Source organism: Diaphorobacter nitroreducens, from assembly GCF_002214645.1.
Taxonomy (GTDB): Bacteria; Pseudomonadota; Gammaproteobacteria; order Burkholderiales; family Burkholderiaceae_C; genus Diaphorobacter; species Diaphorobacter nitroreducens.
The window spans coordinates 1,446,817-1,465,775 of sequence record NZ_CP016278.1; the positions used below are offsets into that span (position 1 = coordinate 1,446,817).

Here is an 18,959-nt window from a genome sequence, read left to right on the forward strand (position 1 = left end):
CTGGTCTGCTCCACCGCTTTGCCCAGCCCCGCCTTCGTGCGGGGCTTTTTCATGGCCGCCCATTGCCCCTCGCTGCGTGCAGGCGTGACTCCCCGCCCACCGCTCACTTGATTCGCCTCAAGACACTGCGCGACGCGCCGGCCCATACTGGCTGTCATCTCATTTCGATAGCATGGTGGCCCGCAATGGGGCGCCCAACGGACCGGGCGCTGCGAACGAAATTGCGGATTACCATCGCCGGCCTGCGTATGCCCTTCGCCCTCCCCGCCCTCGTATCGCCCCTTGACAGCCCAGCGCTGCGCACGGGTCTGCTCGGGATCTGCGTCACAGTCGCCGGATGCATGGCAGGGGTGCGAACGGACGTGCCCTCCCCTGCGCTGCTGCCCGCCGCATGGCCCGCGCCACCCGTCGCCTTCGATGACGGCACCGTCAGCGGTGACGACCAGGCCGAGTGGGGCATGTTCTACCGCGACCCCACACTGCAAGGCCTGGTGCGCCAGGCGCTCGAGAACAACCGCGACCTGCGCCTGGCAATGCTGCGCGTGGACGAGGCGCGCGCCGCCCTGGGCCTGCAGTCCGCCGATCGCTGGCCGACCCTGGCCGTGGGCAGCAGCCACACCCGCGCCCGCGTGCCGGGGGACCTGAACGTGGCCGGCCGCGCCGTCACCACCGGCGAGCACCGCGTGGGCCTCGCCATCAGCAACTGGGAGCTGGATCTGTGGGGCCGCGTGCGCAGCCTGGAGGCGGCAGCGCAGCAGGCCTACTTCGCCTCCGCCGAAGGCAGCCGCGCCGCCCAAGCCGCATTGGTGAACCAGGTGGCACGCAACTACCTCGCATGGCGCGAAACGCAGGAACGCATCGCGCTGACAGAAGACACCATCGCCACGCGCCGCGAGAGCCTGCGCATCTTCGGGCGCCGCCACGCGGCCGGCGCCATCTCGCGCCTGGCGCTGACGCAGGTGGAATCTCTGCTGTACCAGGCCGAATCCATCGGCACCCAGCTCGCGCAGCAGCAGGCACTGCAGGCCCATGCGCTGGCGCAGCTCGTGGGCGTACCGTGGGATGCGCTGGCCCTGGCGCCGCCCCAGGCTGCCGTCGCCCTTCCCACCGTGCCCGCGGGATTGCCCTCCGACCTGCTGCTGCGCCGCCCCGACATTGCCGCCGCCGAGCACACCCTGCACGCCGCCAACGCCCGCGTACAAGCCGCGCGCGCAGCGTTCTTTCCGCGCATCGCCCTGACCACGAGTGCGGGCACCGCCAGCGCGCACCTGGACGGCCTGTTCGACAGCGGCAGCCGCGCCTGGACGTTCGCTCCCAGCGTCTCTCTGCCGCTCTTCGACGGCGGGCGCCTGCAGTCCAACCTGGATCTGAGCGCCGCACGCCAGAACATCGCCGTGGCCGACTACGAAAAGACCGTGCAGACGGCCTTCCGCGAAGTGTCAGATGCGTTGGCCACGCGCGCCACGGCAGCGCGCCAGATCACGCTGCAGCAGGCCCAGCGCGACGCCTTGCATGAACGCGCACGTTTGGCGCAACTGCGCTACGACCACGGCGCCACGCCCTACTTCGAAGTGCTGGATGCCCAGCGCGACCTGCTGGCCGCCGAGCAGCAACTCGTGCAAGCACGCTATGCGCTACAGGCAGCACACATCTCCGTCTATGCCGCGCTGGGCGGCGGCGCGCCCGCGCGCTGACAACCCAACGGGACCCTCGCATGACCATTCCCAAGAAAATCCTCATCGCCGCAGCCGCAATCGCTGCCATCGCCGCACTGGGCGGCTACGCCTGGCTGCAGTGGAAGGACACGCAGCAGAACGCCGGCCTTGTGGGCGGCAACGGGCGCATCGAGGCCACCGAGGTGGACGTGGCCACCAAGTACGCCGGCCGCGTAGCCGAGATCCTGGTGCAGGAAGGCGACTTCGTGCAGGCCGGCCAGCCACTGGCACGCATGCAGGTGGACAGCCTGCTGGCCCAGCAGCGCGAGGCCGAGGCCAGCCGCGACCGCGCCCTGCAGGCCGTGGCCTCCGCGCGCGCCCAGGTGGCACTGCGCGAGAGCGAGCACACGGCCGCCCAGGCCCTGATCGCCCAGCGCGAGGCCGACCTGGACGCCGCTCAGCGCCGCGCGGCACGGTCGGAGACGCTGGCGCGCGAGGGCGCATCCTCCGAGCAGGAACTGGACGACGACCGGGCCCGCGTGCGCAGCGCACAGGCCGCGCTGAAGGCCACGCAGGCACAGGCGCAGGCCGCGGGCGCGGCCATCGTTGCCGCGCGCACCCAGGTGGCCGGCGCCGAATCGGCGGTAAAAGCCGCCGATGCGACCGTGCAGCGCATCAACGCCGACCTGGCCGACAGCGAACTCGCCGCCCCGCGCGATGGCCGCGTGCAGCTGCGCCTGGCCCAGCCCGGTGAAGTGCTGGGCGGCGGCGGCAAGCTGCTGAACCTGGTGGATCTGACCGACGTGTACATGAGCTTCTTCCTGCCCGAGACCGTGGCCGGCCGCGTGGCGCTGGGAACCGAGGTGCGCATCGTGCTCGACGCCGCACCGCAGTATGTGATCCCGGCCAAGGTGTCGTTCGTCGCCAGCACGGCGCAGTTCACGCCCAAGACCGTGGAGACGGCCAGCGAGCGGCAAAAGCTCATGTTCCGCGTGCGCGCGCGCATCGCACCCGAGCTGCTGCGCAAGCACATCACGCAGGTGAAGACCGGCCTGCCCGGCCAGGCCTGGATCAAGCTGGACGAGGGCCGCGACTGGCCGGCGCACCTGCACAACGTCGTGGCCCCCTGACGGACCGTGACGCCCGGCTGCTCCATGCCCCAGCACCTTGAGACCGTCACCCCCGTGGCCCGGCTGCGGGACGTGCAAATGCGCTACGGCGCGGCCCAGGCCCTGCGCGGCATCACGCTGGACATACCGACCGGCCGCATGGTGGGCCTGATCGGGCCGGACGGCGTGGGCAAATCCAGCCTGCTGGCGTTGATGGCCGGCGCGCGCGCACTGCAGCAGGGCAGCGTGCAGGTGCTGGGCGGCGACATGGCGCGCAAGGCGCACCGCGACGCGATCTGCCCGCGCATCGCCTACATGCCGCAGGGCCTGGGCAAGAACCTCTACCCCACGCTGTCGGTCGAGGAGAACCTGCAGTTCTTCGCGCGCCTGTTCGGCCACGGCGCGGCCGAACGGCGCAGGCGCATTGACGACCTCACGCGCAGTACAGGCCTGTACCCCTTCCTCGCGCGGCCCGCGGGCAAGCTCTCGGGCGGCATGAAGCAAAAGCTGGGGCTGTGCTGCGCGCTGATCCATGACCCTGACCTGCTGATCCTGGACGAGCCCACCACCGGCGTCGACCCGCTCGCACGCGCGCAGTTCTGGGAACTGATCGCCCGCATCCGCACCGAGCGCGCGCACATGAGCGTGATCGTCGCCACCGCCTACATGGACGAGGCGCAGCGCTTCGACTGGCTGGTGGCCATGGACGATGGCGCCGTTCTTGCCACGGGCACACCGCAAGAGCTGCTGCAGCGTGCTGGCGTCGACACCCTGGAGGAAGCCTTCATCGCCCTGCTGCCCGAAGCCAGGAAGCGCGGCCACAGCCCGGTCGTGATTCCACCGCTGCCGACCAACGGCGAGGACGACATTGCCATCGAGGCGCAGGGCCTGACCATGCGCTTTGGCGACTTCGTGGCCGTGGACCAGGTGAGCTTTCGCATCCGACGCGGCGAGATCTTCGGCTTTCTGGGCTCCAACGGCTGCGGCAAGTCCACCACCATGAAGATGCTCACCGGATTGCTGCCTGCGTCGGAGGGCCGTGCCTGGCTGTTCGGGCAGGCGGTGGACCCACACGACATGGCCACGCGCCGGCGCGTGGGCTACATGTCGCAGGCGTTCTCGTTGTATGGCGAGCTGACGGTGGAGCAGAACCTGGTGCTGCACGCGCGCCTGTTCCATGTGCCGGAAGAACAGGTGACAGCGCGCGTGGACGAGATGCTGCAGCGCTTTGCCCTGCAGGACGAGCGTGCCACCCTGCCCGCCAACCTGCCGCTGGGCATGCGCCAGCGCCTGTCGCTGGCCGTGGCCATGGTGCACCGGCCCGAGTTGCTGATCCTGGACGAGCCCACCTCCGGCGTGGACCCGGTGGCGCGCGACGCCTTCTGGCGCCTGCTGGTCGAACTGTCGCGCCGCGACCGTGTGACGATCTTCATCTCCACCCACTTCATGAACGAGGCCGAGCGCTGCGACCGCATGTCCATGATGCACGCGGGCCGGGTGCTGGACAGCGACACGCCGGCCGCGCTGATGGCGCGGCGCGGCGCCCAGACGCTGGAGCAGGCGTTCATCGGCTACCTGCTGGAGGCCGCCGGCGAGCCCGCGGTCGATGACAGCGCTATAAAAACAGGAGCTTCCAGCGCTGAATCGACGGTCGTATCAAAGGCAAAAGAGTTTGAAACACCCGCAAATCAAGCGGCAGCAGCTCCTGAAATAGAAGCACCCCGGCACCGCGCCTTCAGCCTGCAGCGCATGCTGAGCTACATGTGGCGCGAGTCGCTGGAGCTGCGCCGCGACCCGGTGCGCGCCACGCTGGCACTGGCGGGCTCGCTGATCCTGATGTTCGTGATCGGCTACGGCATCAACATGGATGTGGAGAACCTGCGCTACGCCCTGCTCGACCGCGACCAGACCACGCTGAGCCAGAGCTATGCCAACGCGCTCTCGGGATCGCGCTATTTCATCGAGCAACCGCCGCTGTCGGACCATGCCGAGCTGGACCGGCGCATGCGAAGCGGCGAGCTGTCGCTGGCCATCGAGATCCCCAGCGGCTTTGCCCGCGACGTGCTGCGCGGCAAGAACGTGGAGATCGGCGCCTGGGTGGACGGCGCCATGCCCATGCGCGCGGAGACCGTGCGCGGCTATGTGCAAGGCATGCACCAGCATTGGCTGGCCGCGCAACTGCACGAGCGCACGGGGCAGCGCCTGGCCAGCAGCGTGACCGTGCAATCGCGCTACCGCTACAACCCCGACGTGCGCAGCCTGCCCGCCATGGTGCCGGCGGTGATTCCGCTCTTGATGCTCATGCTGCCGGCGATGCTCACGGCGCTGGCCGTGGTGCGCGAGAAGGAGATGGGCTCCATCCTCAACCTGTACGTGACACCCGTCACACGCACCGAATTCCTGCTGGGCAAGCAACTGCCCTACGTTTTGCTGGCCATGCTGAACTTCCTGCTCATGTGCCTGCTGGCGGTGACCGTGTTCGGCGTGCCCATCACCGGCAGCTTTGCCACGCTGGCGCTGGCAGCGCTGGTGTTCTCCGTCACCTCCACCGGCATGGGCCTGCTGGCCAGCAGCGTCACGCGCAGCCAGATCGCAGCCATGTTCTTCGCACTCATCGGCACGCTGATACCGGCGGTGCAGTTCTCGGGCCTGATCGATCCCGTCTCGTCGCTGGAGGGCAGCGGCCGCCTCATCGGCTCGGTCTACCCGGCCACGTACATGTTCATGATCAGCCGTGGTGTCTTCAGCAAGGGACTGGGCCTGGCCGACCTGCAGGGAGCGCTGCTGCCGCTGCTGGCGTCGGTGCCCGTGGTCATGCTGGGCGCGATTGCGCTGCTGAAGAAGCAGGAGCGCTGACCAATGCCCGGCTCCTCCTCATCCGTGCGCCTGCACCTGCTCAACATCTACCGCCTGGGCGTGAAGGAGTTGTGGAGCCTGCTGCGCGACCCGACCATGCTGGTGCTGATCGTGTATGTGTTCACGCTGTCGGTGTACGCCGCCGCCACGGCCATGCCCGAAATCCTGCACAAGGCGCCGATCGCGATCGTGGACGAGGACCAGTCGCAACTGTCGCAGCGCATCGTTTCGGCCTTTTACCCGCCGCAGTTCAACACGCCGGCGCTCATCACCGCGCGCGAGATGGATGCGGGCATGGACGCGGGGCACTACACCTTCGTGCTCAACATCCCGCCCGACTTCCAGCGCGACGTGCTCGCGGGCCGGGCAGCGGAAGTACAGCTGAACGTGGACGCCACGCGCATGAGCCAGGCCTTCAGCGGCAATGCCTACGTGCAGCAGATCGTACTGAGCGAGGTCAGCGAGTTCGTGCAACGCTACCGCGGCACCGCAGCCCCACCCGTGGATCTGGCGCTGCGCATGCGCTTCAACCCCGCGCTGGACAAGGCATGGTTCGGCAGCCTGATGGAAATCATCAACAGCGTGACCATGCTGTCCATCATCCTCACGGGCGCGGCGCTGATCCGCGAGCGCGAGCACGGCACCATCGAGCACCTGCTGGTCATGCCCGTCACGCCCACCGAGATCATGCTGGCCAAGGTCTGGTCCATGGCGCTGGTGGTGCTGCTGGCGGCCACGACGTCGCTGGTCCTGGTGGTGCAGGGGCTGCTGCGCGTGCCCATTGGCGGCTCACTGGGGCTCTTCCTGGCCGGGGCGGCGTTGCACCTGTTCGCCACCACCTCCATGGGCATCTTCATGGCCACGGTGGCGCGCAGCATGCCGCAGTTCGGGCTGCTCATGGTGCTCACGCTCATCCCGCTGGAGATGCTGTCGGGCGGCACCACGCCGCGCGAGAGCATGCCGGCGCTGGTGCAGGACCTGATGCTGGCGGCCCCCACCACGCACTTCGTGGAGCTGGGCCAGGCCATCTTGTACCGCGGCGCAGGCATGGACGTGGTGTGGCCGCAGTTCCTGGCATTGGCGGGCATCGGCTCGGTCCTGTTCGCCCTGTCGCTGGCGCGCTTTCGCCGCACCATCAGCAGCATGGCCTAGCACCGCTGAATCAGCTTGTGCGATAATTGCGGGCTTTTTTGCGGAAAGTACACTGGAATAGGCTGGTGCGGCTCCCGCTGACTTGAGGAAGAAGATCATGAAAGAAGGCATCCACCCCAATTACCGCGAAGTGCTGTTCGTTGACCTGTCCAACGGCTTCAAGTTCGTGACCCGTTCCTGCGTGAACACGAAGGAAACCGAAACCTTCGAAGGCAAGGAATACCCCCTGTACAAGCTGGACACGTCCTCCGAATCGCACCCCTTCTACACCGGCACGCAAAAGTCGGTGGACAACATGGGCGGCCGCGTGGAGCGTTTCCGCAACCGCTTCGGCAAGACCGCAGCGAAGTAAGCAGCAAGGCCTGCCCCGTGCAGGCCCGTGCAGGCAGGTGGCGAACCCATTCGCCGCACCTGCACACACTAGGCAGCCCGGCTTCTCCGCGCTGCCTTTTTTATTGCGCACTCCGCTATCCTCGGCCCAACGCCATTTCCCCCCGTCCGCGTGATACACCCGACCCCCGCCATCGTTGCCCAGAGCGCCGTGCGCCCGCTGCCGCGTTGGGCCTTGCTGCTGCTGTGCCTGGCCTATGCCGTTCCCGGCTTCGTGGGGCGCGACCCGTGGCGCAATGCGGACATCGCCTCGTTCGGCTACATGCGCGAACTGGCCCTCGGGCGCACCTCCTGGATGGACCCGCTGCTGGTGGGCGCGCCGCCGGATGGCGACGGACTGCTGCCCTACTGGCTGGGCGCGTGGGCCATCCAGGCGCTGGACGGCTGGCTGCCGGCGGAGCTTGCCGCGCGCCTGCCGTTCGTCGCGCTGCTGCTGCTGACCCTGGCGGCCACCTGGTACAGCGTGTACTACCTGGCGCGCAGCCCCGGCGCACAGCCCGTGGCCTTTGCCTTCGGCGGCGAGGCGCAGCCCGCCGACTATGCCCGCGCCATGGCCGATGCCGGCCTGCTGGCCTTCATCGCCTGCCTGGGACTGGCCCAGCTGTCGCATGAAACCACGAGCTACCTCACCCAGCTGTGCTGCACCGCGCTGCTGTTTTACGCTGGCTCCGCAATGCCTTGGCGCACGGCGTGGCCCACCTTCACCGCCATTGCCGGTCTGCTGGGGCTGGTGCTCAGCGGCGCCCCCACGCTCGCAGTGCTGCTGGGCCTGGGCTGTGCCTGGCTAGTGGCCTGCACGCGCGGCGCGACACTGCGCAACCGCGCAGTGGCAGCGGGCGTGCTGCTGGCCGCCACAGTGGCCGCTGCCGCGCTGGCGCTGCAGTTGGACCTATGGCGCTGGCGCATCGTGCGCTTTGAAGATCTGAAACAGTGGCAAAGCCTGGTGCGCCTGTTCATCTGGTTCAGCTGGCCCGCCTGGCCCCTCACGCTGTGGACGCTGTGGCGCTGGCGGCAGCAGATCCTCAGCCGCGAATGGCACCGGCACCTGTTACTGCCGCTGTGGTTTGCCCTCGTGGCCGTGACAGCCACACTGACCACCCAGCCGGCCGACCGCGCACTGCTGCTGGGCCTGCCCGCCCTGGCGGCGCTGGCCGCCTTTGCGCTGCCGACGCTGCGGCGCAGCATCGCAGCGCTGATCGACTGGTTCACCCTGCTGTTCTTCAGCGCCTCGGCCATCGGTATCTGGGTGGTGTGGCTGGCGGTGCAGACGGGGGTGCCGGCCAAGCCCGCGGCCAACGTGGCCAAGCTGGCGCCCGGCTACGTGCCGTCGTTCTCGCTGTTGGCCTTCGGCGTGGCGCTGGCCGCCACGGCTGCGTGGTGTCTGCTGGTGGTCTGGCGCGCGGCACGCAACCGCCCCGCCATCTGGCGCAGCCTGGTGTTGCCCGCGGGTGGCGCCACGCTGGGCTGGCTGCTCATGATGACCTTGTGGCTGCCGCTGCTGAACTATGGCCGCAGCTTCGCACCCCAGGTGGCGGGTGTTGCCGCAGCCATCACCGACCGCGACAGCTGCGTGGTCGGCTACGGGCTGAACCGTGCGCAGTTGGCCGCGCTGCTGCACCATGGGCAGCTGCACATGGTGCCCACCGAACAGCTGGCGCAGTGCGACTGGGTCATCGCAGACGCCTCCGCCGCACCGCTGGTGAGCGCGTTGCTGCCCCCGGCGCAGTGGCAGGAGATGGCGAGCGTCAGCCGCCCCACGGACCGCGGCGACCGCATGCTGGTGCTGCGCCGCACGGCCCGCAAGCGCTGATGTCCGAGCTGTCCACCATTGCACGGCACGCACTCACCGTGCTGGCCGGGCAGCTTGCGGTGATGGCCTTCGGGGTCACCGACACCATCGTTGCCGGACGCCATTCGCAGGAGTCCCTGGCCGCCCTCTCCATCGGCTCAGCCGTGTTCGTGAGCGTGTACGTGGCGCTCATGGGTGTGTTGCAGGCCTTGCTGCCCATCTGGGCCGAGCAGCGCGGCGCAAACGCACAGGCCGGCATGGGCGCCAGCGTGCGCCAGTCGCTGTACCTGTGGGCGGGTGCCGCGGTGCTGGGCATGGCCGTGCTGCTGTCGCCAGGCCCGCTCCTGCAATGGACCGAGGTGCCGCCGGCGCTGCGCGGCGAGGTGCAGGCCTACCTGGCCATCCTCGCGTTCGGCCTGCCGCCTGCATTGCTGTTTCGCATCTACAGTACCCTCAACCAGGCTTTGGGGCACCCGCAGCTCGTCACCTGGCTGCAGGTCGGCTCGCTGGCGGTCAAAGTGCCGCTCTCGGTCTGGTTCACCTTCGGCGGTGCCGGGCTGGCGCCGCAGGGTGCCGCAGGCTGCGCGTGGGCCACGGTGGCCGTGAACTACGGCCTGATGCTGCTGGGCTGGTGGATGCTGCGTCACCACACGATGTACGGCCCGCTGCGGCTGTGGCGCCCGTTGGAGCGGCCCGACCCCGCGCAGATCGCGCGCTTTCTGCGGCTGGGCCTGCCAGCGGGTTTGTCCATCCTGGTGGAGGTGACCTCCTTCACGCTGATGGCGCTGTTCATCGCACGCCAGGGGACTTTGGCCTCGGCTGCGCACCAGATCGCTTCCAACCTCGCCGCCGTGCTCTACATGGTGCCTTTGTCGCTGGCCATTGCCGCAAGCGCCCGCGTGAGCTTCTGGCGTGGCGCGGGGAACGAGCACCAGGCCGCTGCCGTCGCCTTGAAGGGTTTTTGGCTTGCAGCGCTTATGGGATGTGCGCTAGCAGCTATATTATTAATAGCAAAAGATACGATCACGGCCTTGTACTCCACCAGCGCGGAAGTCGTCGCCATGGCAGGCGCGCTGGCAGTATGGGTGGCCGCCTACCATGTGGCGGATGCCCTGCAGACGCTGTGCATCTTCGTGCTGCGCAGCTACCGCATCACGCTGGCGCCATTGGCGGTCTATTGCGTGTTGCTGTGGGGCGTGGGACTGTATGGAGGCTACGTGTTGGCCTACCGCGGCCTGGCGGGTTGGGGGCCGATGCATTCCCCTTCGCCTTTTTGGGCCGCCAGCGCTGCCGCTCTAGGCGCGACGGCGTTGATTTTCACGGCCCTGCTGCTGGGCGTGCTCAGACTGCAGACACGCCGGGCGGCTCCGCCGCTACCGCAGGAACCCCACCGCTGAGGCTGCGCGGCGGCGTCCGCAGGCGCGACGGCGGAAACACCACCGTGAACGTCGAGCCCTGCCCCACCACGCTGGCCACCTGCAGCGCTGCGCCATGGCGCTGCACCACATGCTTCACGATGGCAAGTCCGAGGCCCGTGCCGCCCGTATCGCGCGAGCGGCTGCGGTCCACGCGGTAAAAACGCTCGGTGATGCGCGGCAGGTGTTCCGGCTCAATGCCAGGCCCTGAGTCGCGCACCATGAAACGGGCGCTGCCATCAGGCTCTACGTCCCACGCCACGGTGATGCTGCCTCCGGGTGGCGTGTAGCGCACGGCGTTGTTGACCAGGTTGGCCAGGGCGCTTTGCAGCTCGGCCGCATTGCCGGCCACCTGCCCGGCCGCCTGCGCTGCTTCGGCCGTGGGGAACGTGATCTGGTGGGCCTTGCCGGGCTGGTTCTGCGTCAGCAGGGCGGAGAGCGCGCGCCCCTCGTCCTCGCAGCGGCGCAGCAACGTCGAGACCGCGACCCATTCGTGCATGCTGGGCGGAGGGCTTCCCTCCAGGCGCGACAGCGTCAGCAGGTCTTGCACCAGGTTCTGCATGCGCACGGCCTGCTGCGACATCATGCGCAGGTAGCGCGCACGCTCCTCGTTGCTGAGCTGCAGGGTCTGCAGGGTTTCGACAAAGCCCATCAGTACGGTGAGCGGGGTGCGGATCTCATGCGACACGTTGGCGACGAAGTCGCGCCGCATGGCCTCGGCCTGCTCCAGCGCCGTCACGTCGCGTGACAGCAGCAGCTTGCGGCCATCGCCATACGGGTGCAGGTGCACCGATACGCGCACCGGCCGCGAGGGCGTGCTGGCGCGTCCTGGCAGCACCACGTCGCGCGTGTAGTCCTTGGACGCGTAGTAGGTACTGAAGTCCGGGTCCCGCACGAGGTTGCCGATGGATTGCTGCGCATCACGCTCCGCATCCAGGCCAAAGTGCTCCTCGGCCATCTGGTTGCACCATTCGATATGGCCTTCGGCATCCAGCAGCATCACGCCATTGGGCGATGCCTGCAGCGCCTGGAGGATTTCCTGCAGGCGCGCATCGCCAGCCTGCGCCTTCAACTGGCCCTGGCGCACCAGGCGCCTCGCGCGGTCTGCTGCCTCCCCCCACAGGCCGCTCAGGCGTGGCGTTTGCGTGGGGTCTCCCTGGCGCAACCAGTTCAGCACGCGCGCGCCGCGCCACAGATCCCAGGCAAACCACAACCATGCGGCGAAACAGGCGCCGATGCCTGCACCCCAGGGGCCCGCCTGCCACCAGCCCAGCGCACCGCCGATCAGTTGGCACAGCAGAAAGAAAAAGAAGCGCAGGAGCATGGCCGCAGGGCTCAGGTCAACAACAAAAAAGCGCCCGCATCATCTCCGGGCGCCTGAAAAAACACGGGGGCGTCGGGCACCCGCCATCACGCCCGCATGAGTGTCTGCGGCTGCGCGGTGAGCCGGTATCCCGCTCCACGCACGGTCTCCACCATGGCGCCGCCTACCCCCAGCGCTTCACGCAAGCGTTTCACGTGCACGTCCACCGTACGCTCCTCGATGAAGACGTGGTCCCCCCAAATCTTGTCGAGCAGTTGCGCGCGGCTGTGCACGCGCTCCGGGTGCTTCATCAGGTAGTGCAGCAGCTTGAACTCTGTCGGCCCGACCTTGAGCTGCTGGCCCTGGTAGCTGACGCGATGCGTGGCCGCATCCAGCACCAGTTCACCAATAGAGACGCTGTCGCTGACTTGCTCGGGCGCACGCCGGCGCAGCACGGCGCGGATGCGCGCCAGCAGTTCCTGCGTGGAAAACGGCTTGGTGATGTAGTCGTCGGCGCCGGCATCCAGCCCTGCCACCTTGTCGGGCTCGTCACCACGCGCCGTCAGCATGAGGATCGGGATCTGCTTGGTGCGGCTGTCGGCACGCCACTTGCGTGCCAGTTGCAGGCCACTTTGGCCCGGCAGCATCCAGTCCAGCAAGATGACATCGGGCAGCACCGCGTCCAGCTCGCGCTGCGCCGACTCGCCGTCTTCCGCCCAGATGGGCTGAAAGCCATTGTGGCGCAGGTTCACGGCCACCAATTCTGCGATGGGGGACTCGTCCTCGACGATGAGTACCCGGGGAAGCTTCTTCATCGGTTCACCGCCTTTCTCAGGCCACGGCCGACTCGATCTCGTCCAGCGCAGTGTGGCGCACGTCCTTGCCCTTGACGAGATAGATGATCAGCTCGGCCACGTTCTTGGAATGGTCGCCGATGCGCTCGATGGCCTTGGCCAGGAACAGCAGGTCCAGGCTGGCGGAGATGGTGCGCGGGTCTTCCACCATGTAGGTGATGAGCTTGCGCACGAAACCGTCGAACTCCCGGTCGATGAGATCGTCTTCCTTCAGGATGGCAACAGCGGCCTTGGTGTCCAGGCGGGCAAACGCATCCAGCGCCTTGCGCAGGAGCCCCGAAGCCAGGTCGGCCGCGACGCGCAGGTCGCTGGACGGTAGCGAACGGGCGGCCCCGCTTTCGATGATGGACTTGACCATGCGCGCCATGCGCGTGGCCTCGTCACCCATGCGCTCCAGATTGGCGATGGCCTTGGAGAACGCCATCAGCAGGCGCAGGTCGCGTGCGGTGGGCTGGCGGCGCGCGATGACGGAGGCCAACTCGTGGTCGATCTCGACCTCCATGACGTTCACGCGGCGCTCCAACTGCTCCACCTGCTCCACGGCTTCCAGGTTGAAGTGGGAAAGCGCATAGATAGCCTGGCGGATCTGCGACTCCACCAAGCCGCCCAGTTCCATAACGCGGGAGGAAATGTTGTTCAGTTCGCTGTCGAACTGTGAAGAAAGATGTTTGTCTGCCATGTCCCGTACCTCCATCAGCCGAAGCGGCCCGTGATGTAGTCCTCTGTCTCCTTGCGCTGCGGCTTGAAGAACATCTGCTCGGTGTCGCCGAACTCCACCAGATCGCCCAGATACATATAGGCGGTGTAGTCACTGCAGCGCGCCGCCTGCTGCATGTTGTGCGTGACGATGACCACGGTGTAGTCGTCTTTCAGTTCAGCGATCAATTCCTCAATCTTGGCGGTCGAGATGGGGTCCAGCGCCGAGCAGGGCTCGTCGAGCAACAACACTTCCGGCTTGATGGCGATGCCGCGTGCGATGCACAGGCGCTGCTGCTGGCCGCCGGACAGGCCCGCGCCGCTCTGGTCCAGCTTGTCCTTGACCTCATTCCACAAGGCCGCCTTGCGCAGCGCCCATTCCACGCGGTCGTCCATGTCGCTCGCGCTCAGGCTCTCGAAAAGCTTCACGCCAAAGGCGATGTTGTCGTAGATTGACATGGGAAACGGCGTGGGCTTCTGGAACACCATGCCCACCTTGGCGCGGATCAGCGCCACGTCCTGCTTGCTGGTGAGCAGGTTCTCGCCGTCGAGGATGATCTGCCCCTCGGCGCGCTGTTCGGGATACAACTCGAACATGCGGTTGAAGGTGCGCAGCAGCGTGGATTTGCCGCAGCCCGACGGTCCGATGAAGGCGGTGACCTTCTTCTCGGGAATGTCGAGGTTGATGCTCTTGAGGGCATGGAACTTCCCGTAATAGAAGTTCAGGTCACGGACCGTGATCTTGGATTGCACGGGCGCGGAGGTCTTGGTGGAGGGCATGAATGTCTTCCGGAAGCAATTGTTACTTTTGGCGCGTGACCACGCGGGCCAGGATGTTCAGGCCCAGCACCGCAAGGGTGATGAGGAACACGCCAGCCCAGGCGAGTTGCTGCCAGTTCTCATAGGGGCTCATGGCGAACTTGAAGATGGTCACCGGCAAGCTGGCCATGGGCTTGGACAGGTCGCCATTCCAGAACTGGTTGTTCAGTGCAGTGAACAGCAGGGGCGCCGTCTCGCCTGCGATGCGTGCCACCGCCAGCAATATGCCGGTGATCACGCCGGCGCGGGCCGCCCGCAGCGTCACCATGGTGATGACCTTCCATTTGGGCGTGCCCAGGGCGTAGGCCGCCTCGCGCAGACTGGCCGGAACGAGGATCAGCATGTTTTCGGTGGTGCGGATCACCACGGGGATGACGATGAGCGCCAAGGCCATGATCCCGGCGTAGGCCGAGAAGCTCTTGAACTGGGCGACCACCACGGCATAGACGAACAAGCCGATCACGATGCTGGGTGCGGACAGGAGGATGTCGTTCACAAAGCGCGTCGTGGATGCCAGCCAGCCGCGTGCGTCGTATTCCGCAAGGTAGACGCCCGCCATGATGCCGATGGGCGTGCCCACGAACGTCGCCAGCAGCACCATGACGAAGGAACCGAAGATCGCGTTCGCGATACCACCGGCTTCGTTGGGCGGGGGAGTCATCTGCGTGAACAGCGCCACGCTCAGCCCGCCCACGCCCAGCCGGATGGTTTCCCACAGGATCCAGACCAGCCAGAACACGCCAAACGCCATGGCCAGAAGCGACAGCGTCAATGCGATCTGGTTCAGGCGCTTGCGCGACGCATAGCGCGCCTGGCGCACCTGGGCCAGCTCGGCCGCGGAGATGAGTTTTTGCGACGTGCTCATGCGCGCGCCCCTTCGTTTTTCTTGAGGCGCGCCAGCAGCAGCTTGGACAAGGCCAGCACCACGAAAGTGATGAAGAAGAGCACCAGTCCCAGATAGATCAACGACGCCTGGTGCAGGCCCTCGCCGGCTTCGGCAAATTCGTTGGCCAGCGCGGAGGTGATGCTGTTGGCCGCCTCGAACACGGACAGTGAATTGAGCTGGTTCATATTGCCGATCACGAAGGTGACGGCCATGGTCTCGCCCAGCGCACGGCCCAGCCCCAGCATGATGCCGCCCAGGACACCGGACTTGGTATAGGGCAGCACCACCTTCCACACCACCTCCCAAGTAGTGGAGCCCAGGCCGTAGGCGGACTCCTTGAGCAGCGCGGGAGTGACTTCAAACACATCGCGCATGACCGACGCGATGAAGGGGATGATCATGATGGCCAGGATGATGCCGGCCGACAGAATGCCGATACCCACGGGCGGCCCCGACACCAGCGCGCCAAGGTAAGGCACGCCGTGGAACAGCGACTGCAGCGGCTGCTGCACATAAGTGGCAAGAATGGGGCCAAACACCATCAGGCCCCACATGCCGTAGACGATCGAAGGCACAGCCGCCAGCAGTTCGATGGCAGTTCCCAGCGGACGCTTGAGCCATGCAGGGGAAAGCTCCGTCAGAAACAGCGCAATGCCGAAACTGACCGGTACGGCGATCAGCAGCGCGATGATGGAGGTCGTCAGGGTGCCGTAGACCATCACCAGGCCGCCGTACTCGTTCTGCACGGGATCCCAGACGCTGCTCGTCAGGAAGCCCAGACCGTACTGCTGGATCGATGGCCAGGCACCGTGCACGAGCGACGCCATGATGCCCAGCAAAAGCGCCAGGGTCAGCACGGCCGCGCCGCGCGCCAACCAGCCGAAGATGCGATCGGCAATCACGCCGGAAAACAGGGTGGTACGGGGCGGGGGTGAACCCCTGGATGCGCCAACAGCCGCATCAAGCGGCGGGGCCTCGTGGACGGGCATGGTACTGGACACGTCTGATTGCCTTGTAAAACAGGGGAACCGGTGGCCCACCCGGGAGGGCGGACCACCGTCTCAGCTTACTTCAGGGCGATGGATTTGCCCGAAGTGTCCTTGATCTCGCCCCACGACTTCATGATCACGGCCTTCACATTTTCCGGCATGGCCACATAGTCCAGGTCAGAGGCGGTCTTGTCGCCCGACTTGTATGCCCACTCGAAGAACTTCAGTGCCGTAGCAGCCTGCACCGGCTTGTCCTGCGACTTCTGCATCAAGATGAAGGTGGCCGAGGTGAGCGGCCATGCATCCTTGCCGGGCTGGTTCGTCAGGATCTGGTAGAAGCTCTTGGTCCACTCCGCACCCGCGGCGGCGGCCTTGAAGGTGGCCTCATCAGGCGACACGAAGTTGCCAGCGCTGTTCTGCATCTGCGCGAACGTCAGCTTGTTTTGCTTCACGTAGGCGTACTCCACGTAGCCGATGGAGTTGGGCAGGCGTCCCACGAACGCGGCCACGCCTTCGTTGCCCTTGCCGCCCGCGCCGGTGGGCCAGTTCACGGCAGTGCCTTCGCCCACCTTGGCCTTCCACTCGGCGTTCACCTTGCTCAGGTAGTTGGTAAAACCGAAGGTGGTGCCGGAGCCATCGGCACGGCGCACCGGGGCGATGGCGGCATCAGGCAGGTTCAGGCCCGGGTTCAAGGCCTTGATGGCTTCGTCGTTCCACTTGGTGATCTTGCCCAGATAGATGTCGCCGAGCAGTTGGCCGTTGAGCTTGAGTTGGCCGGGCTGAATACCCTTGATGTTCACCACGGGAACGATACCGCCGATCACGGTAGGGAACTGCACGAGCCCCTTCTTGGCCAATTCTTCGTCTTTCAGGGGCGCATCGGAAGCGCCGAAATCAACCGTCTTGGCCTCGATCTGACGCAGACCGGCGCCCGAGCCGACGGACTGGTAGTTGATCTTGACGCCCGTGGCCTTGTTGTAGTCGGCCGCCCACTTGGAATACAGGGGTGCAGGGAAGCTGGCGCCAGCGCCCGTTGCTTCCTGCTGTGCCCAGGCGCCAGAAAACGCGCCCATTGCCACAACACCAGACACCAGAACGCGAATCGCGGAGAGTTTCATGGAAGAGACCTCTTGGTTGAAAAAACTCAATGCCGCGACTCTAGAAGCCGTTTGTGACATCACCGTGACATTCATTCTTGACCGTCATACACCGTCCGCAGCGCTGCCCCACTTCCTTGTCACGGAACTGTCGCACGGGGAACGTACGCTCCCGCCACCGACAACAGTCGGTAACAAACACACCTCTACGGGAGAACCACATGTTCCGTCGCCTGACTCTTCAAACCACCCTGGTCCTCGCGATCGTCGCGACCCTGGGCGCCTGCTCTACCCCCGCGTCTGCCCCTAACACGGTGGGCGGCGTGGTTGCCAAGACCAAGAACCTCAGCACCTTCAACCAATTGGTCGCCGACGCAGGCATGGCAGCCACGCTGAACGGCTCCGGCCCCTACACGGTTTTCGCCCCCAGCGATGCAGCCTTCCAGGCGCTTCCTGCGAAGACGCGCGACGCCCTCAAGAACGACAAGGAACAGCTGAAGGCCGTGCTGAGCTACCACATCGTGCCGGCCCACGTCACCGCAAGCGCCAAGGCCGGCAAGCTGAAGACCCTGCAGGGCTCGGACATTGCTCTGGCACGCGCCGCAGACTTTGTGACCGTGGAGGACGCCCTGGTGGAACAGGCCGACCTGAAGGCGGGCAACGGTGTCGTGCACGTGATTGATCGCGTGCTGGTGCCTCCCCGCAAGAAGTAAGCCGCTCCACGCCAACCTGTCCTTCCAGACCATGCATCCTCCCCTTTCTTGCAGCCTGCGATTGCAGCGGCGCGCCCTGTTGAAGGCGGCGGGCGCTGCCTGCGCCATCGGCGCAGCGGCATATGCGCCCGTCACGCGGGCGCAGGAGCAACGCGCTCTCGCAGTCACACAGATCGTGGATCTGTCGCCACAGAACCAGGACGTCAGCCGCGACTTCCTGATCGGGTCCCGGGCTGCATGGACGGACCTGAACGCTCGTGGCGGCGGCATTCGCGGCCGCTCCGTCCAGCATGTGGTGGTGGAGACCGACGGGTCGGCTGCCGCGGTTCGCACGGCCTGGAAGGCGGCACACGACAACGCCGCGTGTGTGGCATTGTCCGGGTGCGTGGGGGACAGCACGGCGGCCGCCATCGCCACCCTTCAGACGGGCGAGGCCGCACTGGCCCACCTGGCACCGTGGCTCTTGCGGCAATGGAAGGACGACAGCGACACCGTCTTTCCCATCTTTCCCAATTACCGGGCCCAGATGACCCATGCCATTCGCTCTCTCGCGGTCATGGGAGTGCAACAGGCAGGTGCGGTCTACGCCAATGCGACACTCCAGCAGCAGTTGCAGGGTCTGGTCACCGAAGTGGGCAAGGCCATGGGGTTGCGCATCCAGCCCCTCTCGCCCCAGGAGCAACGCGGAATTCCCCCCGCCATCGTGCTGTTCATCGGGGGCACTCCGGAGCTTCACGAATATGTAAGACATCTGACCCTGCCCCAGGGCCGGCAATGCTATGTAGTGGCCCTTGCCGATGCGAATCTGCAGGTGCTGGCACAGTTGGGTGGCATTCCGCGCGGCATTTCCGTCATCGCCACGCAACCGGTTCCCTTGGTGTCGCACGGCATGTCCATCGTACGCAACTACCGCGAGGTCATGGCCAAGCTCTACGACGAGCCCCCCTCGCCCCAGGGGCTGGCGGGCTTCATCGCCGCACGGTATACCGCAGAGGTGCTGCAGTCGGTGGCCGGGCCAGTCACACGCGCCAGCGTTCTCGCCGCGTTGCGTAAACGTGTGGAAATCCAGGTCGGCGGCTACCTGGTGGCCTACGAAGACAGACGCCTGGCCAATACCCACGTCACACAAAGCATGCTCACGGCCGACGGACGCATCGTGGGCTGAGACGTGGCCGCCCTGCAGTCGTTTTCTCCCCGGCGCCGATGCTATGCTGCACCGCTGGAAAACCTGCGCAC

16 protein-coding genes are annotated in these 18,959 nt (G+C 66.5%); 9 read left to right on the top strand and 7 right to left on the bottom strand.

Annotation, left to right across the window (positions count from 1 at the left end):
• Window positions 1-341 precede the first annotated feature (341 nt).
• The 7 genes from BA022_RS06710 to BA022_RS06740 all read left to right on the top strand — a co-directional run bounded on the left by BA022_RS06710 (window position 342) and on the right by BA022_RS06740 (window position 10,348).
• Window positions 342-1,694, top strand: coding sequence for an efflux transporter outer membrane subunit (locus tag BA022_RS06710; RefSeq protein WP_236884908.1), 1,353 nt, complete (start codon window positions 342-344; stop codon window positions 1,692-1,694).
• Between the two features lie 20 nt (window positions 1,695-1,714).
• A complete protein-coding gene (locus BA022_RS06715; RefSeq protein ID WP_088886969.1) occupies window positions 1,715-2,785 on the top strand; it encodes an HlyD family secretion protein in 1,071 nt (356 codons plus the stop codon).
• 24 nt (window positions 2,786-2,809) lie between these two features.
• Entirely contained in the window at window positions 2,810-5,620 is a 2,811-nt protein-coding gene (gene rbbA, locus BA022_RS06720) for a ribosome-associated ATPase/putative transporter RbbA (RefSeq protein ID WP_088886970.1), read from the top strand.
• 3 nt (window positions 5,621-5,623) lie between these two features.
• Complete coding sequence (locus tag BA022_RS06725; RefSeq protein WP_011805568.1) at window positions 5,624-6,772, top strand: ABC transporter permease; 1,149 nt, start codon at window positions 5,624-5,626, stop codon at window positions 6,770-6,772.
• A gap of 97 nt (window positions 6,773-6,869) precedes the next feature.
• Window positions 6,870-7,124, top strand: coding sequence for a type B 50S ribosomal protein L31 (locus tag BA022_RS06730; protein WP_011805569.1), 255 nt, complete (start codon window positions 6,870-6,872; stop codon window positions 7,122-7,124).
• Between the two features lie 150 nt (window positions 7,125-7,274).
• On the top strand, window positions 7,275-8,972 hold the full coding sequence (locus BA022_RS06735) for a hypothetical protein (RefSeq protein ID WP_088886971.1): 1,698 nt from the start codon (window positions 7,275-7,277) through the stop codon (window positions 8,970-8,972).
• Window positions 8,972-10,348, top strand: a complete 1,377-nt coding sequence (locus BA022_RS06740) for an MATE family efflux transporter (RefSeq protein WP_088886972.1) — start codon at window positions 8,972-8,974, stop codon at window positions 10,346-10,348. Before BA022_RS06735 ends, BA022_RS06740 begins: the two co-directional genes overlap by 1 nt.
• On the opposite strand, the gene phoR is transcribed toward BA022_RS06740, so the two are convergent.
• The 7 genes from phoR to pstS all read right to left on the bottom strand — a co-directional run bounded on the left by phoR (window position 10,293) and on the right by pstS (window position 17,031).
• Window positions 10,293-11,690: a phosphate regulon sensor histidine kinase PhoR gene (phoR, locus tag BA022_RS06745; protein WP_088886973.1), complete on the bottom strand. Its 1,398-nt coding sequence runs from the start codon at window positions 11,688-11,690 to the stop codon at window positions 10,293-10,295. The two genes, BA022_RS06740 and phoR, sit on opposite strands and share 56 nt — an antisense overlap.
• An 86-nt stretch (window positions 11,691-11,776) precedes the next feature.
• Window positions 11,777-12,484, bottom strand: a complete 708-nt coding sequence (gene phoB, locus BA022_RS06750; RefSeq protein WP_011805573.1) for a phosphate regulon transcriptional regulator PhoB — start codon at window positions 12,482-12,484, stop codon at window positions 11,777-11,779.
• Between the two features lie 16 nt (window positions 12,485-12,500).
• Window positions 12,501-13,202, bottom strand: coding sequence for a phosphate signaling complex protein PhoU (phoU, locus tag BA022_RS06755; protein WP_088888537.1), 702 nt, complete (start codon window positions 13,200-13,202; stop codon window positions 12,501-12,503).
• A 14-nt stretch (window positions 13,203-13,216) separates the two neighbouring features.
• Window positions 13,217-13,999, bottom strand: coding sequence for a phosphate ABC transporter ATP-binding protein PstB (gene pstB / locus BA022_RS06760; RefSeq protein ID WP_011805575.1), 783 nt, complete (start codon window positions 13,997-13,999; stop codon window positions 13,217-13,219).
• A 22-nt stretch (window positions 14,000-14,021) separates the two neighbouring features.
• Complete coding sequence (gene pstA / locus BA022_RS06765; protein WP_011805576.1) at window positions 14,022-14,903, bottom strand: phosphate ABC transporter permease PstA; 882 nt, start codon at window positions 14,901-14,903, stop codon at window positions 14,022-14,024.
• Window positions 14,900-15,913 carry a phosphate ABC transporter permease subunit PstC gene (gene pstC, locus BA022_RS06770; RefSeq protein ID WP_011805577.1) on the bottom strand — a complete coding sequence of 338 codons (1,014 nt, stop codon included), beginning with the start codon at window positions 15,911-15,913 and terminating at the stop codon, window positions 14,900-14,902. The genes pstA and pstC overlap by 4 nt, the downstream gene beginning before the upstream one ends.
• Before the next feature lie 77 nt (window positions 15,914-15,990).
• Entirely contained in the window at window positions 15,991-17,031 is a 1,041-nt protein-coding gene (pstS, locus tag BA022_RS06775; RefSeq protein ID WP_088886974.1) for a phosphate ABC transporter substrate-binding protein PstS, read from the bottom strand.
• Window positions 17,032-17,231: 200 nt separating this feature from the next.
• On the opposite strand from pstS, the gene BA022_RS06780 reads away from it, so the two are divergent.
• Entirely contained in the window at window positions 17,232-17,723 is a 492-nt protein-coding gene (locus BA022_RS06780; RefSeq protein WP_088886975.1) for a fasciclin domain-containing protein, read from the top strand.
• A gap of 31 nt (window positions 17,724-17,754) precedes the next feature.
• Window positions 17,755-18,888: an ABC transporter substrate-binding protein gene (locus BA022_RS06785; RefSeq protein ID WP_088886976.1), complete on the top strand. Its 1,134-nt coding sequence runs from the start codon at window positions 17,755-17,757 to the stop codon at window positions 18,886-18,888.
• Window positions 18,889-18,959 lie beyond the last annotated feature (71 nt).